21 protein-coding genes are annotated in these 24,441 nt (G+C 71.8%); 6 read left to right on the forward strand and 15 right to left on the reverse strand.

Annotation, left to right across the window (positions count from 1 at the left end):
- Positions 1–51 precede the first annotated feature (51 nt).
- A complete protein-coding gene (locus tag ABTW72_RS06160; protein ID WP_350854932.1) occupies positions 52–1,608 on the reverse strand; it encodes a S8 family peptidase in 1,557 nt (518 codons plus the stop codon).
- Positions 1,609–1,825: 217 nt separating this feature from the next.
- On the opposite strand from ABTW72_RS06160, the gene ABTW72_RS06165 reads away from it, so the two are divergent.
- Complete coding sequence (locus ABTW72_RS06165) at positions 1,826–2,425, forward strand: hypothetical protein (RefSeq protein ID WP_350854935.1); 600 nt, start codon at positions 1,826–1,828, stop codon at positions 2,423–2,425.
- On the opposite strand, the gene ABTW72_RS06170 is transcribed toward ABTW72_RS06165, so the two are convergent.
- The 3 genes from ABTW72_RS06170 to ABTW72_RS06180 form a co-directional block, all read right to left on the reverse strand.
- Complete coding sequence (locus ABTW72_RS06170; RefSeq protein WP_350854938.1) at positions 2,393–2,791, reverse strand: hypothetical protein; 399 nt, start codon at positions 2,789–2,791, stop codon at positions 2,393–2,395. The two genes, ABTW72_RS06165 and ABTW72_RS06170, sit on opposite strands and share 33 nt — an antisense overlap.
- A gap of 215 nt (positions 2,792–3,006) precedes the next feature.
- A complete protein-coding gene (locus tag ABTW72_RS06175) occupies positions 3,007–3,228 on the reverse strand; it encodes a DUF397 domain-containing protein (protein ID WP_091396369.1) in 222 nt (73 codons plus the stop codon).
- Entirely contained in the window at positions 3,198–4,079 is an 882-nt protein-coding gene (locus ABTW72_RS06180; RefSeq protein ID WP_091396372.1) for a helix-turn-helix domain-containing protein, read from the reverse strand. Before ABTW72_RS06180 ends, ABTW72_RS06175 begins: the two co-directional genes overlap by 31 nt.
- 624 nt (positions 4,080–4,703) lie before the next feature.
- Between ABTW72_RS06180 and ABTW72_RS06185 the strand changes: the two genes are divergently transcribed.
- Entirely contained in the window at positions 4,704–4,988 is a 285-nt protein-coding gene (locus ABTW72_RS06185) for a hypothetical protein (RefSeq protein WP_350854941.1), read from the forward strand.
- A 98-nt stretch (positions 4,989–5,086) separates the two neighbouring features.
- On the forward strand, positions 5,087–5,548 hold the full coding sequence (locus ABTW72_RS06190; RefSeq protein WP_502892161.1) for a hypothetical protein: 462 nt from the start codon (positions 5,087–5,089) through the stop codon (positions 5,546–5,548).
- 7 nt (positions 5,549–5,555) lie between these two features.
- Here the strand turns inward: ABTW72_RS06190 and ABTW72_RS06195 are convergent, their stop codons facing one another.
- On the reverse strand, positions 5,556–6,368 hold the full coding sequence (locus ABTW72_RS06195; protein WP_350854947.1) for a PASTA domain-containing protein: 813 nt from the start codon (positions 6,366–6,368) through the stop codon (positions 5,556–5,558).
- Between the two features lie 161 nt (positions 6,369–6,529).
- On the reverse strand, positions 6,530–7,210 hold the full coding sequence (locus tag ABTW72_RS06200) for a PASTA domain-containing protein (RefSeq protein WP_350854950.1): 681 nt from the start codon (positions 7,208–7,210) through the stop codon (positions 6,530–6,532).
- 123 nt (positions 7,211–7,333) lie between these two features.
- Here ABTW72_RS06200 and ABTW72_RS06205 point away from each other — a divergent pair, with 123 nt between their 5' ends.
- Entirely contained in the window at positions 7,334–8,758 is a 1,425-nt protein-coding gene (locus tag ABTW72_RS06205) for a hypothetical protein (RefSeq protein WP_350854953.1), read from the forward strand.
- A gap of 52 nt (positions 8,759–8,810) precedes the next feature.
- Here ABTW72_RS06205 and ABTW72_RS06210 read toward each other — a convergent pair whose 3' ends face one another.
- Positions 8,811–10,289, reverse strand: coding sequence for a glutamate-cysteine ligase family protein (locus ABTW72_RS06210; protein ID WP_112583970.1), 1,479 nt, complete (start codon positions 10,287–10,289; stop codon positions 8,811–8,813).
- A gap of 310 nt (positions 10,290–10,599) precedes the next feature.
- A complete protein-coding gene (locus ABTW72_RS06215; protein WP_091396394.1) occupies positions 10,600–11,181 on the reverse strand; it encodes a YceI family protein in 582 nt (193 codons plus the stop codon).
- Between the two features lie 99 nt (positions 11,182–11,280).
- Here ABTW72_RS06215 and ABTW72_RS06220 point away from each other — a divergent pair, with 99 nt between their 5' ends.
- On the forward strand, positions 11,281–11,799 hold the full coding sequence (locus ABTW72_RS06220; protein WP_350854957.1) for a MarR family winged helix-turn-helix transcriptional regulator: 519 nt from the start codon (positions 11,281–11,283) through the stop codon (positions 11,797–11,799).
- A gap of 229 nt (positions 11,800–12,028) precedes the next feature.
- On the opposite strand, the gene ABTW72_RS06225 is transcribed toward ABTW72_RS06220, so the two are convergent.
- The 3 genes from ABTW72_RS06225 to ABTW72_RS06235 all read right to left on the reverse strand — a co-directional run bounded on the left by ABTW72_RS06225 (position 12,029) and on the right by ABTW72_RS06235 (position 17,576).
- Positions 12,029–14,683: an ATP-binding protein gene (locus ABTW72_RS06225; RefSeq protein WP_350854959.1), complete on the reverse strand. Its 2,655-nt coding sequence runs from the start codon at positions 14,681–14,683 to the stop codon at positions 12,029–12,031.
- A 133-nt stretch (positions 14,684–14,816) separates the two neighbouring features.
- Positions 14,817–15,965: an acyl-CoA dehydrogenase family protein gene (locus ABTW72_RS06230; protein ID WP_091396403.1), complete on the reverse strand. Its 1,149-nt coding sequence runs from the start codon at positions 15,963–15,965 to the stop codon at positions 14,817–14,819.
- Positions 15,966–16,043: 78 nt separating this feature from the next.
- A complete protein-coding gene (locus ABTW72_RS06235) occupies positions 16,044–17,576 on the reverse strand; it encodes an acyl-CoA carboxylase subunit beta (protein ID WP_350854962.1) in 1,533 nt (510 codons plus the stop codon).
- A gap of 168 nt (positions 17,577–17,744) precedes the next feature.
- Here ABTW72_RS06235 and ABTW72_RS06240 point away from each other — a divergent pair, with 168 nt between their 5' ends.
- Entirely contained in the window at positions 17,745–18,305 is a 561-nt protein-coding gene (locus tag ABTW72_RS06240; protein WP_091396410.1) for a snapalysin family zinc-dependent metalloprotease, read from the forward strand.
- A gap of 54 nt (positions 18,306–18,359) precedes the next feature.
- Here ABTW72_RS06240 and ABTW72_RS06245 read toward each other — a convergent pair whose 3' ends face one another.
- The 4 genes from ABTW72_RS06245 to ABTW72_RS06260 form a co-directional block, all read right to left on the reverse strand.
- Positions 18,360–19,280, reverse strand: a complete 921-nt coding sequence (locus ABTW72_RS06245) for a hydroxymethylglutaryl-CoA lyase (protein ID WP_350854965.1) — start codon at positions 19,278–19,280, stop codon at positions 18,360–18,362.
- Positions 19,281–19,449: 169 nt separating this feature from the next.
- A complete protein-coding gene (locus ABTW72_RS06250; protein ID WP_350854968.1) occupies positions 19,450–20,787 on the reverse strand; it encodes an acetyl-CoA carboxylase biotin carboxylase subunit in 1,338 nt (445 codons plus the stop codon).
- Between the two features lie 71 nt (positions 20,788–20,858).
- Positions 20,859–21,458, reverse strand: a complete 600-nt coding sequence (locus ABTW72_RS06255; RefSeq protein ID WP_030331931.1) for a TetR/AcrR family transcriptional regulator — start codon at positions 21,456–21,458, stop codon at positions 20,859–20,861.
- Positions 21,459–21,557: 99 nt separating this feature from the next.
- Positions 21,558–24,440, reverse strand: coding sequence for a hypothetical protein (locus tag ABTW72_RS06260; RefSeq protein WP_350854971.1), 2,883 nt, complete (start codon positions 24,438–24,440; stop codon positions 21,558–21,560).
- Position 24,441 lies beyond the last annotated feature (1 nt).

Below are 24,441 nucleotides of genomic sequence, written 5' to 3' on the forward strand. Positions count from 1 at the left end.
CGCGAGGCCCCACCCGGCGTGCCGGGTGGGGCCTCGGTCGTGGAAGACCGGTCAGACGGTCAGGGTCCAGGTGTTGATGTAGCCGGTGTCGGCCGAGTAGGTGTCCCGCACCTGGAGTCGCCAGATGCCGTCGGCGGCCTCACCGGACACGTTGGCCGTGTACGTGGCGTTCACGTTGTCGGCGCTGTCCGAGGTGCTGCTGTTCTTCAGCCGGTACGAGCTGCCGTCCGGGGCGAGCAGGTCGATGACCAGGTCACCGCGGTAGGTGTGCACGATGTTCACCGCCACGGTGGAGGCCGAGGAGGCGTTGCGACCACAGCCGGAGATGGTGATGGAGCTGGTCACCGCCGAGCCGGCGTCCGGGATCGACACGTCGGTGCCGTTGGTGCCGGTGCAGCCGGTGGGCGGCGGCGGGGTGCTGCCGGTGCCCACGTAGAGCAAGAGGTTCGGCGAGCCCGAGCCGGGGCTGCCCACCACGTTGGGCGTGGCGTTGGCCACCAACTGGTTGCGGACCTGGGCCGGGGTCCAGCTCGGGTTGGCGCTGGCCACCAGGGCCGCCGCTCCGACCACGTGCGGGGTGGCCATCGAGGTGCCGCTGATCGTGTTGGTAGCGGTGTTGCTCGTGTACCAGGCCGAGGTGATCGACGAGCCGGGCGCGAAGATGTCCAGGCAGGTGCCGACGTTGGAGAACGACGACCGGGCGTCCGAGCTGGTCGTCGAGCCCACCGTGATGGCTTCCGTGGTACGCGCCGGCGAGGTGTTGCAGGCGTTCGCGCCGTTGTCGTTGCCGGCCGCCAGGCCGTACGTGACACCCGAGGCGATCGAGTTGCGGACGGCGTTGTCCAGTGAGCTGTTCGCGCCGCCGCCGAGGCTCATGTTCGCCACCGCCGGCTTGATCGCGTTCGCGGTGACCCAGTCGACGCCGCCGATCACACCGGCGTTGGTGCCACTGCCGGAGCAGTTCAGCACCCGTACGCCGACGAGCTGGACGGCCTTGGCCACCCCGTACGCGGACCCGCCGACAGTGCCGGCCACGTGCGTTCCGTGCCCGTTGCAGTCGTCGGCCGACCCGCCGTCCACCGCGTCGTAGCCGGAGGTGGCCCGGCCGCCGAAGTCGTTGTGGGAGAACCGGATGCCGGTGTCGATGATGTAGGCGTGCACGTTGCTCGCCGTGTTGGGGTAGGTGTAGGAGCTGTCCAACGGCAGGTTGCGCTGGTCGATCCGGTCGAGGCCCCAGGAGGGCGGGTTGGCCTGTGTGCCGGAGATCGAGACGGTGTGGTTCTGCTCGACGTACGCCACCGCCGGGTCGGCCGCGATCCGCGCCGCCGCGCGCGCGTTCACAGTGACCTCGAAGCCGCGCAGCGCCGCGCCGTAGGTGCGGGCCACCGTGCCGCCGTGGCGGCCGGAGAGCCGCTTCGCGGTGTCGCCGACCCGGTCCCGGGCGACGGCGCTGTCCTTGAGTACGACGATGTAGCTGTCCGGCACGGCGGTGGCTCCGCCGGCGGCCCGAACCACACCCACGGGTTCGGCGGCCAGGGCCGGGGTACCGACGGCCAGCACGGTCGCCGCGGCCACCCCGATCAGTACGGACCTTCGTGGAAGACCCATTTCCTACCTCCCTCTGACCGGCAGTGGAACGTGACCACCGGTCCCAACATCAATCGACACTCGCCGATCTAGCTGAGAGTAGGTCAGGCGTCGGGCAGTTGAACATGTCGAAACAGCCATAACCTTCGAGTGATGGCCCCCTACGGGCCCGGCGTCCGGGGCGAACGGGGGACACGCCCGGATTCGCCTCGCCGGGATTCGGGAAAGACTCTCGAACATGGAGAGTCAGCTCACCATCCTGCTCCCGGTCGCCGCCGTCTGGCTGGCCGCCGGCGTCGTTGCCGACGGCCTTCCCCGGCTGCGCAACACCCGCATGCTGCGTCGACGTACCGGATGGTTGCTGGTGCTGGCCCTCACCGGCGTAGCGCTCACCGCGGCCGTACTCGGCGGCGGGCTGCTCAGCGCCGGCACCGCGCCGGTCGACCGGGCCGCCGCCGGGCTCACCCTGGCCGCCGGCCCGGCGCTCGTGGCGACGGTCTGCTCGGTACGACGGATCCGCCGGCTGTGGGCCGGTGCGGGCGCGTTCGCCAGTGCCCCCGCCGCTCCCGCGCCGCACGGACTGCGCGCTGCTGCGGCCCACCCGCTCGTCGGGCTGCCACTACAGGTCACCGCCCTGGCCACGGTGCCGGCGTTGATCGCCGCCGCCGGCGCCGACCTCGGAGCCGACCCCGGCGTCACCGGGCCGGCGATCACCGTGGGCGCGCTCGCGGTGATCGCCATCGGGGTCCGGCACGCGCTGCGCCACAACCGCTTCGCGGAGCGGGCCCGGCCCGCCGTCGCAGGGTCAACGCGGGCGGCTGGCGCTCTGCACGTATAGCAGCTCCAGGATCGACCTGGTCGCCTCGAACCAGCGGTCCAGCCAGTCCTGCGAGGGCACGGTGCCCTTCGGCGGCAACTCCATCAGCAGACCACGTAGCAACGGGTGGTCCGCCAGGGACTCGGGCGGCTCCATCGGCCAGCCCGTCGGCGGGAACGACGGCTCGATCAGCGGGTTCGGGTCCAGCGAGGGCAGCGAGAGCGGGGGATCCGTCGTCTCGGAAGCACCTTCCCGCCCGCTCACCTCCTGGTCGGTCGAGACCACCTCGGTCAGAACCGTGTCCCGACGAGCGCCGCGGTACTTGCCACCGAACCGCTCCGGTTTTGCCGGACCGGTGGTGAGGTTGTCTGAACCGATCGTCGTCATCCGTCTCGCCTACTCGCTCGGTTGCGGGTCGGTGCGGCGGGTCGTCGACCAGCGCCGTACCGACCGGTTCAACGAGACGGGGACGCTCTGGCGACGGGAATCCCGACGGAACCTCGCCGACCCCCGGCCGCGACGCGACCCGTCAGCCGCTCCTACCGCGGACACGGCAGAGTCCCCGTCCGGCGAACCGGACGGGGACTCCATTGACCAGTCGGTCAGACCGCGCCGAACACACCACCCCTGGTGCCGGCAACGAAGGAGTGCCAGTCACCCGGTGCGAAGACCAGGGCGGGGCCCGCCTTGTCCTTCGAGTCCCGCACTCCGACCGCCCCCGTCACGTACGCCACCTCCACGCAGTTGTCACAGTTCGGCCCGCTCTTCGAGCTCTTGAACCATGCTGCCTGCGTCAGGTCCACGGGGAACCCTTTGGTCGCCATTTCCACAACGGCTCCTCTGCCAGTTTTGCGATGTGTGCGACGGACTCCTCCGGACGTATGGCCGCAGCGCGGATGTGATCGAAGATGAAGCTGTACTTCTGTAGTTCGTCGCTCTTCTCGAGGAAAAGCCCACCCGTGGCGTTCTCCGCGTACACAACATCCGGATCACCGGGCTCAGGGAAGCTGAGGATCGTGAAAGTGCCGTCCATGCCGGCATGCGCACCCACCTCGAAGGGCAGGATCTGCAGCGTCACGTTCGGCAACTCGGCCACCTCGACCAACCGCTTGAGTTGGCCGCGCATCACCTCGTCCCCGCCCACCGGCCGACTTACCACCGCCTCATCGAGCACCACCCACAGATCGACCGGATCGTCCTGGGTCAATAACGACTGACGGCCCAAACGGACACGCACTCTTTGATGCACCTGATCGGCGGTGAAGTCCGGCCGAGCGGCACGGATCATGGCCCCGGCGTACTCCTCGGTCTCCAGAAGACCCGGAACGACCTGCTGTTCGTACGCCCGGATCGAACTGGCCGCCGCCTCCAGCCCGACGTACGCGCCGACGAGCACCGTGCTGTAGGGGTGCCACCAGCCCTTCTGGCGGGCCTCCCGGGCGATCTGCACGAGCTCGTCGCTCTCGGCGCCGACCACGCCGTAGATCCGCAGCATGTCCCGCACGTCGCGTGGTGTGGCAGTGGTGTGCCCGGTCTCGATCCGGGAGACCTTCGACGCCGAGCACTCCAACTGTTCGGCGACCACCTCGATGGTGATTCCGGCGGACTCCCGCTGGCGGCGCAGCTCGGCCCCGAGCCGCCGCCGTCTGATGGTCGGACTGCGCCGCTCACTCATCGCGCGACCCGTGAGTCACTGGTCCCCGCCGCTGGCTGCTCGACCCCACTCGGGCTACCTCCGGTAACGCGCCACTGGGTGACACCCGCCGGGGGCGCGACCGTCGACCGGCGAGCGTTCGCGACGAAGGGGGTGGTGCCGGTCCTCGGCCGGCCGCGACGGGCGAAACCGGCCCCCAGTCTGCCGCCCGGACGCGGATGGCTTCAATAGGCCTTTCGCGCGACACGCTCACGTATCGGCAAAAGTCGACGTGCAACTTGCATGAAGCACGTCCCTGATGCACTCTGTCCGTATGGCACGGATCACTCAGCGTCTCCGTTCGGCCCCGCGCAGTGGTGACCCCACCGCTCTGGGGAAGCCGGGCACGGCGCCGGCCCGGCCGACGACAACGAGACCTGCTCCGGGGTAGGACCCCGCCGCTGCAAGCCGGCAAGCTGCGGCGGCGGGCGCGTTCCCGGAAGCAACCGGGTGGTGGTCGGGTGGCGGCACGTCACCAGCGGGGTACGGCCCGACCACCGCCATCCGCACCACCGGTTCACGAGGCACGACCCCGTCACCGGCCGAGACGTCCCCCGTTCAGGCACCGCCGGCGCAACCGCCGGCCGATCCTCCCCAGGAGCCCATGTGCTTCCCCGCACCGGTGACGTACTGCACGTGACACGCGCGGCGAGTGTCCAGTTCCTCAGGCCGATCAAGTTCCGGGTGATCCGGGTGCTCGACTGGCCGACCTATGACGGCTGGCTCTGGCTCGACGGCTACGAGTTGAACGCCGCGGGTGACGCTGTCACCCGACGGTCGATCTTCGTCCAGCGGGAAGGGCTGCAGCAACTGCACGCCGCCCCCGAACCCCGCCCGCACACCGTGCGGACCCGCCGCCCGGTCGCGCGTACCCCGCTCCGGGTGGGCTGACCGACCCGAACCGCCGCCGGTGGGCGTGCCGTCGCCATAGAATCGGTACGCCCACCCCGGCACCGTTCCACCCGCTCGTCCAGGACCCTGACCCTGGGATGGTCATGGTCAATCAGCCCGCCCTGCGGCGGCACCACCGCTCCCGTATCGCCTATGCCTTCGGACTCCTCGCCCTCCTCGGGGCGATGGCGACACTCCTGGTCCTCGTCCACGACCCGGCGATGTCGTCCACCCGGCTGACCACACCGGTGCCCGCACCGGAGATCACCGTGCTCGACTCCGACCCGCCGACGGGCGACGGTCTGTCGGTCTACGAGGAACCCGGCTGGATCGACACCGGCTCCCCGGCCGACCGCGCTGGTGGTGCCGACCCGACCGGGCCGGTGTCCGGCCTGGGTGCCGGCGGCCAGTCCGACGGCCGTCAGGAACTCACCGAAGCCGCTCCCGCCGGGCACAGCGCCACGGACATCCGCCGCTCCCTCTTCTGGTCCGGCATCTTCGGCCTCGCCATCTCGCTGGCCGGCATCGGCCTCGTCGGCACCCGCCGCCGAATGTGGTGACCAGCGGTCACGGCGTGCTCGTCACCGTGGGGCTCGGCGTGGTCGGGCTCGCCCCGGCCGGCGGCTCGGCCTGCGAGATGATCAACAACACCTCGTCGTCGGTCGACACCGACGTACCCGCCTCCGGCTCGGTGCCCACCACCGTCCCCGGCGGCAACTCCGACGGTCGGTACACCACCTGGTAGGCCAGGCCGAGCCGGGTCAACAGCCCCTCGGCGGTGGCCTGCGGCAGGCCGGAGAGCGGCGGCACCGGCAGCTCGTCCGGAGCGTCCGTGGTCGGCGAACTGCTCGGCGACTCACTGGTGGGCGCCGCCGACGTGGGAGGTGCGCTGGTCGGCGGCAGGCTGGGGGCACTGGTCGGCGGAAGGGACGGGGTGGGCCCCCGATCGTTGCGGTCGTCCTCCTGCTGGGCACGCACCAACCAGAGCGCGCCCCCGAGCAGGCCGGCGAGCAACAGCGCCAGTACGCCCCAGAGGATCGGCAACCACCACCGCCGACCACCCTGCTCCTCGACGTACCACTCGCCCGCGGGGTCATCCGGTCGGGGCGAGCGCACCTCGGCCCGACCGGACCACGACGGCGGTATCGGGGCCGTCCGGTCGGCCGGCGGACCCGGCCGGGTGCCGGCGGACCGGTCGATCGGCATGGTCTGGTCGGGCGACAGGTCAGGACGAGCCGCGGCAGTCCGGTCGATCGGTGCCGTGTCGTCTGGTCCGTCGGCGGCGGGCCCGGTCGGGGCCGGCCGATCAGCGGCGGAGGGCAGCGGGCGGGTCCGGTCGTCGTGCTCGCCGGCGGGAGGTTCCTGGCGGTCGTCGCTCATCGCACGTCCTTTCCCGAACCCGGACGGGCGTCATGGCCCTCGACCGCCAACCTAGTCGCCCACACCGCCATCGGCGGGGATCAGCGTGCCGAGCCGCGCCGGCTGTCGGCGAGACAGGACGCGAGTAGGAGCCGGGAGGCTCGAACCCCGCCGGCCTGGAATCAGGACGTGGGTTTCGCGGTCGGCTGACCGTCGGAGCCACACCAGATGCTGACCTGGTCGTTCCACCGGGCCGGGCCGTCCTCGGCGGGCTCCTGCCGGCTGACCTTGCCCGTGCGTCCGCTGAGGTAGCGCGGGTAGAGGCCCTCGTCGACCAACTCGTCGGCGGCATCGGCGCAACTCTTGCCTACCACGTCCGGCACCTCTGCGGCCGGCGCCGGCCCGGCGACCTGAAGTTGCACAGTCGTCCCCCGGGCGACCTCGGTGCCCACGTCCGGTGTGGTGCTCTCGACCGTACGGCCGACGCCGCCACCGAAGACCAGCCGCCAACCCAGCCGCTGCTTGCGCAGCGTCTCGCGGGCCTGCTCGAAGTCGGTGCCGATCACCGGCGGCACGGTCAGGCCGGCCCCCTTGGTCGAGGTGGCGGAGGTCTGGACCTCCGACGGTGTCGGCCGGCCGCTGCTCGGTCGGGGTGCGGTGGCCCTACTGGTCGACGCGCCAGCCGTGGTCGCAACGGCCAGCGGATCACCAGAGGGTGCGTCGTCCTCGCCGGCCAGCAACCAGCCGCCGGTCGCGCCCACGGCGGCGAGCAGCACCGCCGCCAACCCACCACCGAGCACGACGCTGGCCCGGCCCGCACCGCCACCGGCGGCATTCTGCTGGCCCGTGTTCGTGTCCGTCATAACGCCCACCGCCTCATCACCGGCGACCGTACCGCCCGCCGCCCAACCCGCCCGCACCGGCAGTCCACACCGGCGGGTCTTTGCGACTCGCCGCGCCGACGACGGGACGTTACGCTGCCCGGCATGGCCAGACAGGGCTGGGGAGTGTCGATCGCGACGGCGATCGGGGTCGCTGCCGGCGCGGGTGCCGCACAACTGGGCTTCGGCTACGGGCTCGGCGTCATCACCTGGACGCCCACCGATGCCGGTGCGACCGACACAGCCTGGGCGGACGGCCTCGCCTGGGCCACGTGGCTCGCCGCCAGCTCGACGGTCCTCGGCGCGGTGTGCGCCCAGCGGCTGCACCAGCGGAACACCCCGGCGAAGGCCGTGGTCCCTTCGGAGACGTCGCCCGACGGTGGTGCCCGGCACGAGGGCCCGCAGCTCGACGATCGGGCGCCGGAGCACGAGAGCCCGGTCAACAGGCCTCCACCGGCCGCCGGCACCACCCGGCCGGAGGCGGTGGACACGCCACCACCGGTGGCTGAGCCGCCGGTCCACGACCGCGGTGGCCTGCTGCGCCGAGTGGCCCTGGCGCTTGGCGCCGGGCTGGGCGGGCTGGTCACGGTGCTGTTGATCGCGGTACCCGCGCGGGTCGCGACCGGCGCGGACACCGGCGCTCCGCAGCGGACGGCCGCCGTACAGGCGGCGCTGGGCATCCTGATCGGCGTCCTCGTCGCGGTCTGGGCGCTTCGCTCCCGAGCCGCCGCGGTCAATGTGACCGCGACGGCCGCCTGGCTCTGGCTGCTCGCGGTGATCTCCGTGATCGACGGGGTACGCGTCGGACGAGGGCTGACTGGCGCGCAACTCGGCACCTGGCAGTTCGACCCGGACCACGCCCGGTACTGGATCGGGGGCCAGCTCTACTGGCCCGGCGCGCTGCTGGCACTGGTGCCAGCGCTGCTGATCGGCGTCCTGGCCGCCCGGCGTTCCGCCCGCTCGGGCGGGCACCGCGTGGGTGCGGCGGCCTCCGGCGCGGCTGGCCCGGTGCTCGTCGCGCTCGCCTACCTGACCACGCTGCCGCACTGGTCGACGCTGGGCCCCGCGCAGCTGTCCACCCAGCTGATCGCCCCGTACGCGGTGATCGCCGGTATCGGCGGCTCGGTGCTGGCCGCCCGCCTCGGCGAGCGAAGCGAACGGAACCGCCCGGCGGAACAGAGCCGCTCGGCCAAGCCGAGTGCGCTGCCTCGGGACACCGTGGCCGACCCGGCCCCGATCGCCGAGAGCGAGCCCGCGCCGCCGGTCTCCGGCTCGACGACCACAACCTCGGCCTCGACCGCCGCAACCGCAGCGCGGCGCAGGAGGGCCGACGCCCCACCGCAGACGCCCCGGACGGGCTCACTGCCGGGCGACGCCACCGCCGCACCGCAGGTTCCCGCCCCGCGTACGGACCCGGACCTGGCGGATCCGGCCGGTCGTCCCACCGAAGCAGCAGCGGCAGAGGACCTGGCCCCCACCAGCCGGCGCACCCGAGCAGCCCGCCGCACCACCCGCCCCACCACCGACTGACCGCCCGCCACACCCCTTGAGCCCTAGCGGCGCGCGTTCGGGGCGGGGCGGGTCAGGTGGTTGGCCAGGTGTGGACGGGTTGGTTGGTGCGCTGGAGTTCGGCGTAGCGCTGGACCATGTGGTGCAGCGCGGCCGTCCGGTCCATGCCGTGGTGCCGCTCCGCCGCCCAGACCGCCTCGGTCTGCCAGGCGGCGCCGTTGCGGCCGGTACGGCAGCGCTGCTCGATGATGCCGAGCAGCCGGTCCCGCTGCGCCGGGGCGACACCGAACCCGTCCAGGCCGGTGGCGGCGGTGGGCAGCAGTTGGTCCAGGACCAGCTTGGTGACCGGCACGTCGCCGAGCCCAGGCCAGTGCAGCACGGCGTCGAGGCCACGTCGGGCGGCGGCGTGGAAGTTCTCCTCGGCGGAGCTGAAGGTGAGTTGACTCCAGATCGGCCGGTCGGCCTCGGCCAGACCGCGTACCAGCCCGAAGTAGAAGGCCGCGTTGGCCAGCATGTCCACCACCGTCGGACCAGCCGGCAGCACCCGGTTCTCCACCCGCAGGTGGGGGCGGCCGTTCATGATGTCGTAGACCGGACGGTTCCATCGGTAGACGGTGCCGTTGTGCAACCGCAGCTCCCCGAGCTGTGGCACACCGCCGGCGTGCAGAACCTCCACCGGGTCCTCGTCCTCGCAGATCGGCAGCAGCGGCGGGAAGTACCGGACGTTCTCCTCGAACAGGTCGAATATCGAGGTGATCCACCGTTCGCCGAACCACACCCGCGGCCGTACGCCCTGGGCCTTCAACTCGTCCGGGCGGGTGTCGGTGGCCTGCTGGAACAGGGCGATCCGCGTTTCGGCCCACAGTTGGCGGCCGTACAGGAAGGGACTGTTCGCTCCGACCGCCACCTGCACCCCGGCGATGGCCTGGGACGCGTTCCAGTAGTCGGCGAAGCTGTCCGGGGCGACCTGGAGGTGGAACTGGAGGCTCGTGCAGGCGGCCTCGGGGGCGATCGAGTCGGTGTGCGTGCGCAACTGCTCGACGCCGCGAATGTCCAGCTCGATGTCCTCGCCCCGGGCGCCGACGATCTGGTCGTTGAGCACCCGGTAACGCTCGTTGGTGGAGAGGTTGTCCTCGACCAGGTGCCCCTCGGTGAGGGTGGGCAGGATGCCGACCAGGACGATCTTCGCGTCGGACCTGGCGGCGCGCTCGTCGGCCCGGGAGAGGCTGCCGCGCAGGTCGTGCTCGTAGTCGGCGAAGCCGGTGCCCTCGATCAGTCGGGGCTCGGCGTTGAGTTCCAGGTTGAACTGCCCCAACTCGGTCTGGAAGAGGGGGTCCGCGATGTCGGCGAGGATCTCCTCGTTGCGCATCGCCGGCTCGGCGGCCGAGTCGACCAGGTTGAGTTCGATCTCCAGGCCGGTCATCGGCCGGTCGGCGTCGAAGCCGAAGTCGTCCAGCATCAGGGCGAAGACGTCCAGGCACCGCCGCACCTTCTGCCGATACCGGACGCGATCATCCCGGGTGAAGGCGCCCTCTGAGACGTCCCTGCCCATGTGTCCTCCCGACGGCCGGCGCGGTCGGGATCCTGCCGTCCCGGAAGCGCTTTGTGAAGCATCCACGGTAAGAGCGCCCACCTGACCGGGACCAGAGGCCCACGGCGGTGATCCGACGTCGGCCGGGGCGGACGCGCTCGTGGCGCCATCTGTACCCCGTCGTCGACCGGCCGGACCCGATTGCGGTGCGAACAACCCGTGACAATTACCACCAGTGGGAACGACGCAGGGCCCGCGCCGACGTGCGGCGCGGGCCCTGCGTACCGGATCGCCGGGAGGGTTCCCCCTGCCCTCCGGCGATCCCCGAGGATCAGGCCTGGCGGACGGCCTCGCCCTCGATCTCAATCTTGATCTTGCGGCTGACCAGCACGCCCCCGGTCTCCAGGGCGACGTTCCAGGTCAGGCCGAACTCCTCGCGGTCGATCTCGGTGCTGGCGGAGAAGCCGAAGATGTCCTGGCCGAACGGGCTGCGGCCGACACCCTCGAACTCGACCTCCAGCTCGACCGGGCGGGTGACGTCCTTGATGGTCAGCTCACCGGTGAGCACGAACTCGCCGCCGCGACGGGACTTGACCCCGGTGCTGCGGAACTCGAGCGTCGGGAACTTCTCGGCGTCCAGGAACTCGGGGCTGCGCAGGTGCGCGTCCCGGTCGGCCTGGGTGGTGTCGACGCTGGCGGCCTGAATGGTGGCGACGACCGACGACTGCAGCGGGTCCTCGGCGACGGTGATGGTGGCGGTCGCCTCGTTGAACTCACCGCGAACCTTGCTCACCATCATGTGCCGGGCAACGAAGCCGACCCGCTTGTGCGCCACGTCGAGCGCGTAGGTGCCGGCCGCCGGGATGGTGAGGCCGTCCCAGTCGCGGGTAACCGCATCGATGCTGCTGGTCATGCTGCTGTCCTCCAGGAGATTGTTTAGTAGCCCAACGACTGCTTGAGCAACTATAACTGCAACAACATTCCCCGTGTCAAGCACTGGTACGATGAACGGGTGACCAACGTCTTCGACGATCCCCGGATCACCGCCGTCGGCCTGCTCTTCGAGGCACACGCCGGGCTGTCAGCCCGGTTCAACGCCCAGTTCGAGGAGCACGGCCTCTCCGCGGTCGAGTTCGAGGTCATCACCCGACTGGCCCGCTCGCCGGGCAACCAACTACGCATGACCGACCTCGCCGCACAGACCTCCCTGTCGACCAGCGGAGTGACCCGTGTGGTGGACCGGATGGAGCGCGACGGGTTGCTCACCCGCCGGGCCTGCCCGAACGACCGACGCAGCTCGTACGCGGTGGTCACCGCCTCCGGGATGCAGCGCCTGAACGAGACGCTGCCCGGGCATCTGCAGATGATCGAGCAGTGGTTCACCGGGCAGCTCGACCCCGAGGCGCTGGCGGCCCTCCTCGACGGGTTGCGGCGGGTCCGCGACGCCGCGCATCCGTGCGCCACCGCTGGCAGTGACGACGTCAGTCCGGAGCAGGTCGCCGCCACCGACAACGCCACCCGACGGCCCTGATCAGCACCCACCGTCGGGCGGCGGCAGCGGCAGAAAGACCGGCAGAACTGACCCAGCCAAGCTGGAGGATTCGGTCCAAGCCGACTTTCTGCCACCGCACCGGTGGCAGGCTTCCTGCACCGGGGATCACCGGGGGGTGACGGCGCGGGCGATCAGCGAGGGGTAGCACCAAAGGGGGCTCTTCGCCCGCGCCACTCTCCCGTCGCGATCCGCTCGGGGAGAGCGCGGGCTACTGAGCCGGCCCACCTCGGGCGGCGATCAGCGCGTAGAGCAGGCCCGACTCCTGCGGCAACAGCCTGATGCCGCCCTCCGCGCAGACCCGGTCCAGTCGATCGAGCACCGACTGGTCGGCAGTGCTCGCAGCCAGCCCAACCAGCGCCTCCACCACGTCGCGGCGATCCTGCCCCGCATGGTCGGCGGCGGCCGCGAACCACTCGGCAGCCAACTCCCGGTCGCCCCGGTGCAGCGCCAGGTTCCCCTCGATCAGCGCACAGAGCCCGGCCTCCGGCCCCCCCCAGGCCCGCGCCGCGTCGTCCGAGCGCGGTCGCGGCACGGTCGGTCGCGCCGGCAGCGCCTCCACGCCCCCGGCGCGCAACTCGGTCAGCACCTCGGTCGCCTCCGCGGCCCGCCCGTCCTGGGCGAGCGCCAGCCCGACGGTCCCGAGCACCCGACGACGACGCCCGGGATCACCCAGCTCGGACAGGGCCGCGATCGCCCGCCGGCCACGATCGATGGCGTCCGCGTACCAGCCCTCCAGCCGGGCGACCTCGGCTCGGTTGGCCCAGCCCAGCACCCGCAGTCGCTGCTCCCCACTCTCGGCGGCGAGTCGGTCCACCGCGGCGAGCCGGCGGCGGGCCGCAGCCAGATCGCCGACGCGGATCTCGTGCCAGGCGAGGCTGTTCTGAGCCACCGCCAGATCCCGGGCCCGCCCGTTGCGCGCCGCCAACCGCAGCAACGCCTCGGCCTGCTCGCGAGCCTCGTCCTGCCGCCCGACGGAGATCAGCAGGGTGCCGAGCACGTTTCGCGCCTCCAACTCCCCGGTGACGTCGCCGGCCTGCCGGAAGGTGTCCAACGCCGCACGAGCCGTCGACAACTCCTCGGCGCCCGCGCCGTGCTCCGCCGCCAGCCGGGCGACACCGAGGGCCGCCCAGCCACGCAGAAGAGGATCGGCGTCGGCGGTCCGCGGGTCCGCCAGCAGCCGCCGCAACCACTGCCGCCCGACGACGTCGCGTCCACGGAACCGCCACCACCGGGTCAGGCAGGCCGCCAGCCGCAGCGCGGTCAACGGGTCGTCGGTAGCCGCGTGGGCCAGCGACGAGCTGATGTCACTGCTCATCTCGTCCAGCCGGTGCACCGCGTCGGGTAACCGTGGGCCGATCAGGTCGGTGGCGGTACGGGCCACCAGACGCGCGATGACTTCCGCGTGCCGACGCCGGATGCAGGTCAGCTCGCCCGCACCGGCCGCCTGCTCGACGGCGTAGTCACGGACCGCGTCGAGCAGCCGGAACCGGAACGACCCGGTTCCGCGTACGCTCAGCAGCCCCAACTCGACGAAGCGGTCCAACAGTGGAACCGGATCGATCGCCACAGTGCCGTCCCGGTCGGCCTCGTCGGCGAGCATCTCCTCGGCCAACTCGACCGACCACCGGTTGCCGAAGACGGCCAGCTGCCGCAGCGCGGCCTGTTCGTCCGACGCCAACAGGCGATAGCTGAACGCCACCGCATCCCGCAGGGTGACGGCGACCGAGACCGCCGCACGGGTGTCGGGTCGGCTCGTCCGACCGGTAAGCGCCTCCGGCGCGTCCCAGGCCGGGTGGGCGGACGCCTCGGCGGGAGTGGCCAGGTCGAGCACCCGGTCGCCGTACCGGTCGAGCAGTTCGGGGAGGTCGAGGAGACGGCCCCGGGCGGCCATCAGCTCGATGGCCAACGGCAGCCCGCCCAACCGGCGCACCAACGCGGCGAGCGCAGGCAGCTCAGCGGGGGTGGGTGGCTCCCGGCGGACCTGAGCGAGCCGGGCGGTGAACAACGCGACCGCCGGCCACGATTCGAGCCCGGAGTGCTCGGCCTCCGGTGGCGGCACGTCGAGCGGCGCGACCGGCCAGACCCGCTCACCGGGCAATCCGACCGGGTGCCGCCCGGTGACCAGCACCCGCAGCGAGGGCAGTGCGCCGAGCAACCGGTGCACTGTCGCGGCCACCGGGCCCGGGGCGCGCTCCACCGCGTCCATCACCAGCAGCGTCGGTCGTCCGGCGAGCAGCGCCACGAGCTCGGACAGGCGCGCCACGCCGAGCATGGACATCGAGGCGGCGAGCACGTCCGGACCGTCCGCGCCCTCGCCCACCAGCACCCCGGCGACACCGGCCGGGTGAGCGGCGGCCACCCGGTGCGCCACCGACGTCGCCAGGGCGGTCTTGCCGACGCCGGCCAACCCGACGAGGCTCACCAACCGGGGTCCTCGCTCCGCGGTCAGCATTCCGGCCAGCTCGGTGAGGTCGCGCTCCCGGCCGATCAACGCGACCGGCGGCGGGAGCGCGACCGGCGGGTCGGCGGGTGCGGCCGTCGACGTGGCGTTGCCGCCGACCGCGAACGGCGTCGAGGTGGCGTCCGGCGAGGCCGGTTCGGCACCGGCGCCGCGGGCCGCTGCCAGGAACGCCGCCCGACTGGTGCCGGTCAGCGCCAGCGCCCCGGCGAGCAGCTCGACAGTGGTGCGTTGTGGCCGGTTCGACCGGCCACGCTCCAGATCACGCACCGTCCGCACACCCACCCCGGCCCGGGACGCCAGCTCGGCCTGGGTGAGGCCGGCGGCGCGTCGATGCCCGCGGAGCAGCTCCGGCAGAGTGGTACGTCCAGCCGGGCTCCGCGACCAGTCATGATCCGGAGTCATGGGCACGAAGAGTACGGATGGACTACGACCGTCGGCAGTCGAACGTCGGGCTACCGACGCCCGCTCGCCAAAACCCGACAGCCGTACGGACAGTCCGTCCGGGACGACCGGCCGATCAGTTCGGCTGGGCCAGTCAGAGGCCCAGATCCCGAGCGATGATCATGCGCTGCACCTCACTGGTGCCCTCGCCGATCTCCAGGATCTTGGAGTCCCGCCAGAACCGGGCCACCGGGTACTCGTTCATGAAGCCGTACCCGCCGTGGATCTGGGTGGCCTCCCGGGCGTTGTCCACCGCGATCGTGCTGGCGTGCAGTTTGGCGATGGCGGCCTGCCGCTTGAACGGCTCGCCGGCCAGCATCCGCGCGGCGGCGTCGTAGTACGCCAGGCGAGCGGTGTGTGCCTTCAGCTCCATGTCGGCGATCTTGAACTGGATGGCCTGGTTGGCACCGATCGGCCGACCGAAGGCGTGCCGCTCCTTCGCGTACTTGATCGACTCGTCGACACAGCCTTGGGCGAGGCCGACGGCGAGCGCGGCGATGGCGATCCGGCCCTCGTCGAGGATCCGCAGGAACTGCGCGAAACCCCGGCCCCGGGCGCCGAGCAGGTTGGCGGCCGGCACCCGGCAGTCGTCGAAGGTCAGCTCGTGGGTGTCCGAGGCGGTCCAGCCCACCTTGGAGTAGCCGGGCGCGACGGTGAACCCGGGCGTGCCGGTCGGCACGATGATCGTCGACAACTCCTTGGAGCCGTCCGGGTTCGTACCGGTCACCGCCGTGACCGTGACCATGGCCGTGATGTCGGTCCCCGAGTTGGTGATGAACGCCTTCGACCCGTTGATCACCCACTCGTCGCCGTCCAGCACCGCCCGGGTCTGCGTGCCGGCCGCGTCCGAGCCGGTGCCCGGCTCGGTGAGACCGAAGCCGGCCAGTGCCTCGCCGCTGAGCAGCCGGGGCAGCCAGGTCGCCTTCTGCTCCTCGGTGCCGAAGCGGTAGATCGGCATCGCGCCCAGTGAGACCGCCGCCTCCAACGTGATGGCCACGCTGGAGTCGACCCGGGCCAACTCCTCCAGGGCCAGGCAGAGCGCGAAGTAGTCGCCACCCATGCCGCCGTGCTCCTCGGCGAAGGGCAGACCGAACAGGCCCATCTTGCCCATCTGCCGGATCACCTCGTACGGGAAGGTGTGCTGCTCGTAGTGCTCGGCGATGACCGGGGCGATCACCTCGCGGGCGAATTCCCGCACGCTCTCGCGCAGCGCCGCTTGTTCGTCGGTGAGCCGGAAGTCCATCTCATCCTCCTGTAAGGACGGTCCGCCTCGGCGCTCGTGACGCCGGAGGCGGGTCGCTGTGCGGGCCTGAGTCGATGATCAGACCGGGGTGACGCCGTGCCGACGGCGGGAGAAGTGCCGATCCTTGGTACGCGCCGCCGCGAATCGACGGACCAGCTCGGTGCGCAGGTCGTGCGGCTCGACGATGGCGTCGACCACCAGCTCGCTGGCCAGCCGGACGACGTCGATGTCCTGCTCGTACTCGGCCCGCTTGGCGGCGACGAAGGCCGCCCGCTCGTCCTCGTCCGCGATGGCGGCGATCTTGTTGGCATAGACCGCGTTCACGGCGGCCTCGGCGCCCATCACGGCGATCTTCGCGCTCGGCAGCGCGATCGTGGCGTCCGGCTCGAACCCGGGGCCGGCCATCGCGTAGAGACCGGCGCCGTACGCCTTGCGGACCACCACGCAGATCTTCGGCACGGTCGCCTCGGAGATCGCGGTGATCATCTTGGCGCCGTGCCGGATGATGCCCTGCTTCTCGACCGCGCTGCCGACCATGAAGCCGGGCACGTCGCTGAGGAACAGCAGCGGCACGTTGAACGCGTCGCAGAGCTGCACGAACCGGGTGGCCTTGTCGGCCGAGTCGACGAAGAGCACGCCGCCCTTGAACATCGAGTTGTTGCCGACCACGCCGACGACCTGACCGTCGAGACGGCCGAAGCCGATGGTCAACTCCTTGGCCCAGAGCGCCTGGATCTCGAAGAACGAACCCTCGTCGAGCAGGCCCTTGACGTAGCGCCGCATGTCGAACGCCTGCCGCTCACTGGCCGGCACCAACGCGGCCAGGTCGGCCTTCGCGGACGCGGCGACCGGCGGTGCGGCCGGCGGCGCCTGCGTCCAGTTCGCCGGCAGGTACGACAGGTAGGTCTTCACGACGTCGAGCGCGTCGGCCTCGGTCTTGCAGAGGAAGTGCCCCACGCCGGATTCGGCGGTGTGCACCTTCGCCCCGCCCATCGCCTCCAGGGTGGTCTTCTCGCCGGTGACCATCTCGACCATCCGGTCGGAGCCGAGGTACATGCTGGCGTTGCCGTCGACCAGCGCCACCACGTCGCAGAACGCCGGGATGTACGCCCCACCGGCGGCGCTCGGGCCGAACAGCGCGCAGACCTGTGGGATCGAGCCCGAGGCGCGGACCTGGTTCCAGAAGATCTTGCCGGCGCCACGCCGACCGGGGAAGAGATCGACCTGGTCGGTGATCCGGGCGCCGGCCGAGTCGACCAGGTAGACCATCGGCACGCCGGCGCCGTACGCCCGCTCGATGATCCTGATGATCTTCTCGACGGTGCGGGCGCCCCAGCTGCCGGCCTTGACGGTGGAGTCGTTGGCCATCAGGCAGACCTGTCGGCCGTCGATCGTCGCGGTGCCGGTCACCACGCCGTCGGCGGGCAATCCCTCGGCGAGCGCGTTGGCGTAGAGGCCGTCCTCGACGAAGGAGCCCTCGTCGACCAGGAGCGCGACCCGTTCACGGGCGAAGAGCTTGCCCTTGGCCGCGTTGGCCGCGTGGTACTTGTCCGCGCCGCCGGACCGGGCCCGCTTGCGCAGCTGCTCCAGTGCCTCACCGTCGAGCGTCACGCCGACTCCTCCGCCATACTGACCTGAACGATCGTTAGGCTAGCGCATCGGCGCGGTTGTCGGCGACCTACGAGCGAAGCAGACAGCGAAGCCGAGAGCAAGACATTGAAAAACATGAATACAAATCGCTAGGCTCCTGGCACCCCTCCTCCCAGATCGGAGTCAGCGATGACCTCACGACTCAATCGGCTCGCCGTCGCGTTGCTCGCGACGACACTCGCCACCCTCGGCATCACGGTCGCCAACCCGGCGCCCGCGTCCGCCGCCATGACCATCTGCTACAACACCAGCCAGGCGGGAAGCTACGCCAGCGTCGCCAACCAGGCCGCCTCGATCTGGAACAACGCCACCGTCAACCTGACGCTCTCCGCCAACTGCGGCTCCAACCTGCGCATCTACCGGATCACCGGCGGCGGCTCGTACGCCGTGCGGACCAGCCTCGGCAACGGCCGGGTCTACATCGACACTCAGCAGGCCGCCCAGTACAGCGTGCTGCGGATCATGACCCACGAGATCGGGCACATCCTCGGCCTGCCGGACAACTACAACGGAAACTGCGCCCTGCTGATGTCCGGCGGCAGCGCCGGCACCAGCTGCACCAACGCCTACCCGAGCTCCGCCGAGGCGAGCCGGGTGAGCAACCTCTTCGCCGGCACGTTCAGCGCCACCGACCGCAGCGCGGACATCTTCCGCGACAGTTGGCCGAGCGCGCTCACCTCCGTGAGCTGATCGCCCTGGCACGTGGAAGGGGCCGGCGCGTGCGCCGGCCCCTTCGTCGCGTCCTCAGCTCGGCAGCGGCGTCAGCCGGGTACGCGGGCCGGCCCGCAGCACACCGGACGGCAGCTTCTTGCCGAGCAACTCCTCGGCCAACTCCGCCGCCTCGATGAGCGCCGGCAGGTCGATGCCGGTGTCGATGCCCATGTCGTGCAGCATGTGCACGGCCTCCTCGGTGGCCAGGTTGCCGCTCGCTCCCGGCGCGTACGGGCAGCCACCGAGGCCACCGACGCTGGCGTCGAACTCGGTCACGCCCAGCTCCAGCGCGGTCAGCAGGTTGGCCAGCGCGGTACCCCGGGTGTTGTGGAAGTGCAGCAGGACCGGCACGTGCGCGTTGCGGTCACGTACCGCGGTCAGCAGCTCGCGGACCCGACGTGGGGTGCCCATGCCGGTGGTGTCACCGAACGCGACCCGGTCCGCGCCGTCGCGGACGACCCGGTCCACGATCCCGGCCACCCGCTGCGGGTCGATGTCCCCCTCGTACGGGCAGCCGAAGCTGGTGGCCACGATCACCTCGACCCGCGCCGACGCACCGTGCAGCAGGTCGATCAGCTCGGCGATGTCGTCCAGCGACTCGTCCGTGGACCGGTTGACGTTGCGCCGGTTGTGGGTGTCGCTGGCCGAGACCACCACCTCGATCTCGGTGAATCCGGCGGCGAGGGCCCGCTGGGCGCCCCGGGTGTTCGGCACCAGCGCGGAGTACCGCACCCCGTCGGCCTTCACCGCCCGCCGCCACACCTCGTCGGCGTCGGCCATCTGCGGGATCGCCTTGGGATGCACGAACGACACCGCCTCGATTCGGCGTACGCCGGTGCCGGAGAGGGCGTCGAGCAGCCGCACCTTGGCGCCGGTCGGGATCGGGTCCTCGTTCTGCAACCCGTCCCGCGGCCCAACCTCGCGGATCGAGACGGAATCTGGCAGGTCCGCCATAAGGGGTCACCTCACTGTGACGAAAGCAGTGCCTAGGGGGTCCTCCCAGCATGCCACCCCGCTGTTGATCAAGAGGTTTGCGTCATCCGCGGCGCAGATCCTGACGCAAACCTCTTGATCGCCGGGGCGGGCGACCCGGGGCGGGGGCCCGGGCGGGGGGTGGGGGCGGTCAGCGCATGCGGGAGACGATGCCGGTGTCGTAGGCGCCGGAGAGGAACTCGTCGTTGGTCAGCAACTCGGCGAAGAAGGGAACGTTGTTCTTCGGACCCTCGATCTGGAAGGCCGCGACGGCCGCCTTCGCGCGATCGAGCGCCTCCTCACGGGTCGCGCCGCTGACGATCAGCTTGGCCAGCAGGCTGTCGTAGAACGGGGTGACCGTGTTGCCCTCGGTGTAGCCGGAGTCCACCCGGACACCCTCGCCCGTCGGCTCCACCCAGGTCCTGACCACACCCGGGCCGGGCAGGAAGCGCTTCGGGTCCTCCGCGTTGATCCGCATCTCGATGGCGTGCCCGCTCGGGGTCAACGCGTCCGGGTCGAACGTCGGCGCCAACCCGGAGGCCACCCGCAACTGCTCCTCGACCAGGTCGATGCCGTAGACGTACTCGGTCACCGGGTGCTCCACCTGCAACCGCGTGTTCATCTCCAGGAAGAAGAACTCGCCGGTGGATGGGTCGAACAGGCACTCCACAGTGCCCGCGTTGCGGTAGCCGACCGCCTCGCCGGCCCGCACCGCCGCCGCCAGCAGCCGGGATCGCAGCTCCGGCGAGACCGCCGGCGACGGGGACTCCTCGACCAGCTTCTGGTTGCGCCGCTGCACCGAGCACTCCCGCTCGCCGAGCGCCACCACCCGGCCGTCGGCCAGGCCGAGGATCTGCACCTCGACGTGCCGTACCCGGGGAAAGTACCGCTCGATCAACACCGAACCGTCGCCGAACATCCGCTCGGCGAACGCGCGCACCTTGTCGTACTCGGTGCGCAGCCCGGTCTCGTCGACCGACACGCCCATGCCCATGCCGCCACCGCCGGCGGCGGCCTTGACCATCACCGGGTAGCCGATCTCGGCCGCGGCCGTCACCGCAGCGTCCAGGTCGGCGGCCGGGTCGGTGGTACCCGGCGCGACCGGAACACCGGCCGCCGCCATCAGGTTCCGGGCGTTGATCTTGTCGCCCATCGCGGTGATCGCGTCCGCGTCGGGCCCGACCCAGATCAGGCCGCTCGCCTCGACGGTACGGGCGAACTCGGCGTTCTCCGACAGGAAGCCGTACCCGGGGTGGATCGCCTGCGCGCCCGTCGACTTCGCGGCGGCGAGGATCGCCTCGGTGTTGCGGTAGCTCAGCGCCGGGTTCGGTGGGCCGATGAGGACCGCCTCGTCCGCCTCCGCGACGAACGGCAGATCGGCGTCGGCCTCCGAGTGCACCGCGATCACGCGGATGCCGAGCCGCTTGGCGGTCCGGATGATCCGGCGGGCGATCTCGCCCCGATTGGCGACCAGCAGTGACTCGATCATGTTTCCTCCCGGCGTCCGGATGGTGGGACGATGTCAGGGAATCATGACCGGCGCGGTTCTGACGAGTCGGCTCAGGCCAGCAGCGCGGCCAGGGTCGCGCCGCGCAGCAGCTCGGCGCGACGTCGCCGGTCCACCTCACCACCGAGGAACGGCGTCGAGTTCATCAGGCCGAACGCGGCGTGCGCGAGCACCCGCGCCTCACCGTCGGGCATCCCCGGGTGCAGCGCGGTGAGCACCGTCACCCACTCCTCGACGTAGAGCCGTTGCAGGCGACGAATCCGGCGCCGCGGCTCCTCGGGCAGGCGGTCCAGCTCGTGCAGGTGCAACGCGATCACCGCCGGGTTGGCCAGCGCGAACTCGACGTGGAAGTCGATCAGCGACTCCAGCACGCCGCGCGGGTCGTCCGAGCGCCCGGCGGCGCGTTCCCGCCCACCGGCCAGCAACCCCTCACTGACCGGAATCAGCGCGGCGGCCAGCATGGCCTCCTTGCCGGCGAAGTGGTGGTAGAGCGCCGGACCGGTGACTCCGGCGGCCGCGCCGATGTCGTCCATCGACACGCCGTGATAGCCACGCGCCGCGAACAGACCTACCGCGATCTCCAGGATCTCGTCCTTGCGGGACCTGCGCCGGCCCGCACCCGCCGCACCCCGTGCCTGCTGCTCCACCGTCACCGGGCAAGCCTAGACCGCGAGGAGCCCGCGATGGTCGCCGGTCAGTTCCGTCCGCCCCGGCCTGGCCGCCCCTGACCTGGCCAGGGGCGGCCAGCGAGGTCAGTCGTCCTCGTCCAGGTCGTGCTCCGCGCGCAGCGCGGCGGCTTCCGTGGGCCGATCGAGCAGATCCAGCACCCGAGCCAGCAGCCAGGCCGTCTGGCGGACCTGCCGCGAGGCGGCCGGCAACCCACCGAGCACGCGACGCAGCAGCGGCTCCGCCTCGGCCGGCCGGTCCAGGCGCAGCAGCAGCTCACCGATCAGAGCCTCCACCTGGGCGGCCTCGCCGAACGCCTCGATCGACCGCAACCGGTCCGGCACCCCGGTGAGCCGGCCCAGCGCCTCGTCCAGTCGGTCCGCCCGGGTGAGCACGCGTGCTCCGGCCTCGGCCGCCAGCGCCAGCTCGTACAGCACCGGTGGATCGTTCTGCCCGGCCAGCTTCGCCGCCAACCCGTCCACCACCTCGACGGCGCGCAACGCCGCGTCCGGCTCGTCGGCCCAGAGCCAGGCGTACGTCTCCCGCCGACGAGCACGCAACTCGTCCAGCGGCAGGTCACCGAGCCGGTACGCCGCAGCCGCGGCGGCGAACCGCTCGCCCGCCGCCGCGTCCCGGTCGGCGTCGTAGAGGATCCCGCCGGCCTCCTCCAGCACCTGCGCCCGGTGCGGAAGGTTGTCCGGTCCGTCCAGGTTGCTGGCCAACTGCTCCAACAGGGCCAACGCGGGATCGATCTCACCAAGTCCGGCGTAGACGCCGGCCAGCAGGTGTCGGCAGCGGTCGGCCTCCGCCTGGGCGCCCAGCCGATCCAGGCCGAGCACGGCCTCCTCGGCGACCTCGGCGGCCTCGGCGAGCCGGCCCACCATCCGGTACGCGTTCGCCAGCTCCCATCGCAGGAACGCGTCCCCCTCGGCGCCCCGCTCCACGCACAGCGTCACCGCCTCGACGAAGTCGTCCACCGCGTCCGGGGCCCGGCCGGCCGCGAGCAACGCCCGGGCGCGGGCGACCCGGACCGGCAGCTCCGCGTCCGCCGGTGCCGCCTCCAACGCCTCGTCGCAGGCGGCCACGGCGTCCGCCGGATCGTCGACCAGCCGCGCGTACGCCAGGCCGGCGCCCGTGACGACCTCGCCGACACCCAACTCCCGGCCGATCCGGCGTGCCTCGTCGACGGCGGCGCGTGCCTCGTCGACGCGGTCCAACTGCTCCAGCAGGTGCCCCCGGTGCAGTGCGATCCGGGCCGCCAGGTGCCGATCGCCGCCCGCGTCGGCCGGTACCCGGTCGAGCGCGGCGAGCGCGTCCGCCCAACGCTCGCGGTGCAGCAGCGCCAACGCCACCCGGTCGTGTCCGGCCGCCCGCTGCCGGGCGTCGCCGAGCCGGTCCAGGACCTCGGCCGCCTCCCGGACCAGCAGCAGGCCTTCCTCGGTTTCCTCGTCGGACCGGGTCAACAGCACGCCGAGCCGCCCGGCGACCGTCTGGGCGGCCACCTCCTCGCCCGCCTCCCGGTACAGCTCCACCGCCGCCCGATTCAGCGTGATCGCACCATCGATGTCGTCCTCGTCGCCACGCTCCGACGCGCGCAGCGCCAGCCGGTGCGCGGACGTGCGGGCGGGCAGCTCGGCGGAGCCGAACCGGTCGTCGAAGGCGACCAGCGCCGCCCGGAAGGTGGCCCGGTCGTGCCGGCCCCAGCTCTGCTCCGCGAGGTCCAGCAGATCGTCCGGGCCGGCGTCGGCGGGCACGGTAACGGCGGGTGGTTCACCCTTGCCGCTTCGCACTCGCTCGGCTCGCTCGGTGGACGACGCTGGTGTGCTCGGCTCGTCCCCGACCGGACGGGTCGGGCGGGCCGGGCGGCGGCGGACGCTCGCCGACAGCGGCACGTGCTCCCCGCTCGCCTGTACGGCCAGCCGACGCGCGATCCACTCCGACTGCTGGCTCGTGCCGTTACGGGCGTCGAAGCGGGCGGCCAGACCGGCCGCCGTCCCGGCCAGCTCGTCCGCCAACGACGCCGCCGACACCTCGGCGGCCGGCCGGCCCTCGGCGGCCCGGCGGTACACGGTCGACGGGCTGGCCTGCCGCAGCGCCGCGGAGGCCGCCGCCGCGAAGTGCATGGCGGCGGCCGGCGACGGCGGCCGGTCCAGCCAGTCCAGGTGCCGCTCGACCAGCTCGACCGCCCGCGCCTCGTTGCCGGTCAGCGTGCAGAACTCGACGTGGTCCGCGATGTCCCACAGGTCCGCGAGGTTGCCGCGCAGCCGGCGGTACGCCTCCCGGTGCGCGTCCCGCGCCTCCTCGGCCCGCCCGGTGCGCAGGTACGGCAGGAGTAGCGCGGTGAGGATCGCCTGCGGCTGCTCGGTGCAGGTGAGCCGACCGGCGAGCACCGGCTCGGCCAGCGCCACCGCCTCGGCGTCCCGGCCGGTGTCGGCGAGGTAGCTCACCTGGCTCGTCGGATCACAGCCGGCGCAGTCGGAGAGTTCGTCGCGAGGTGTGGTCTGCCAGAGCCGGTACCAGTGCGCGGCGGCCTCGACGTCGCCCACGTGCTCGGCGACCCGGAACCGGTGCTTGTGCACGGCCTGAAGGCTGTGCCCGCCGGCCCGGTAGCGCCGCTCCATGTCGTCCAGCACCGCGTACGTGCGGTCCAGTGGCACCTCGGGGAACTTCAGCAGGCCGGACGCCATGTACTTGAAGTGCCACAGCAACTGGTGCAGGTGGCGCTGATGGTAGGGCTGCGGGTCCCGGTCGAACTCGGACAGACACCAGGAGAAGGTCACGAAGGACTTGGCCGGCTCACCGCCGTAGATGTAGCCGGTGGTGGCCTGCATCCGCGTGACGAACGCAAGGTGCCTGTCGTCGGCGGCGTCCACCCGGCGCAGCAGCTGTTCCAGGGCGGCGATCTGCCCCGCCCCGTACGGCATGTCGGCGATGCCGCGCAGCACCCGCCACAGATCCTCGTCGCTCATG

The organism is Micromonospora sp. NPDC127501, assembly GCF_040302185.1.
In the GTDB taxonomy this organism is placed as follows: Bacteria; Actinomycetota; Actinomycetes; order Mycobacteriales; family Micromonosporaceae; genus Micromonospora.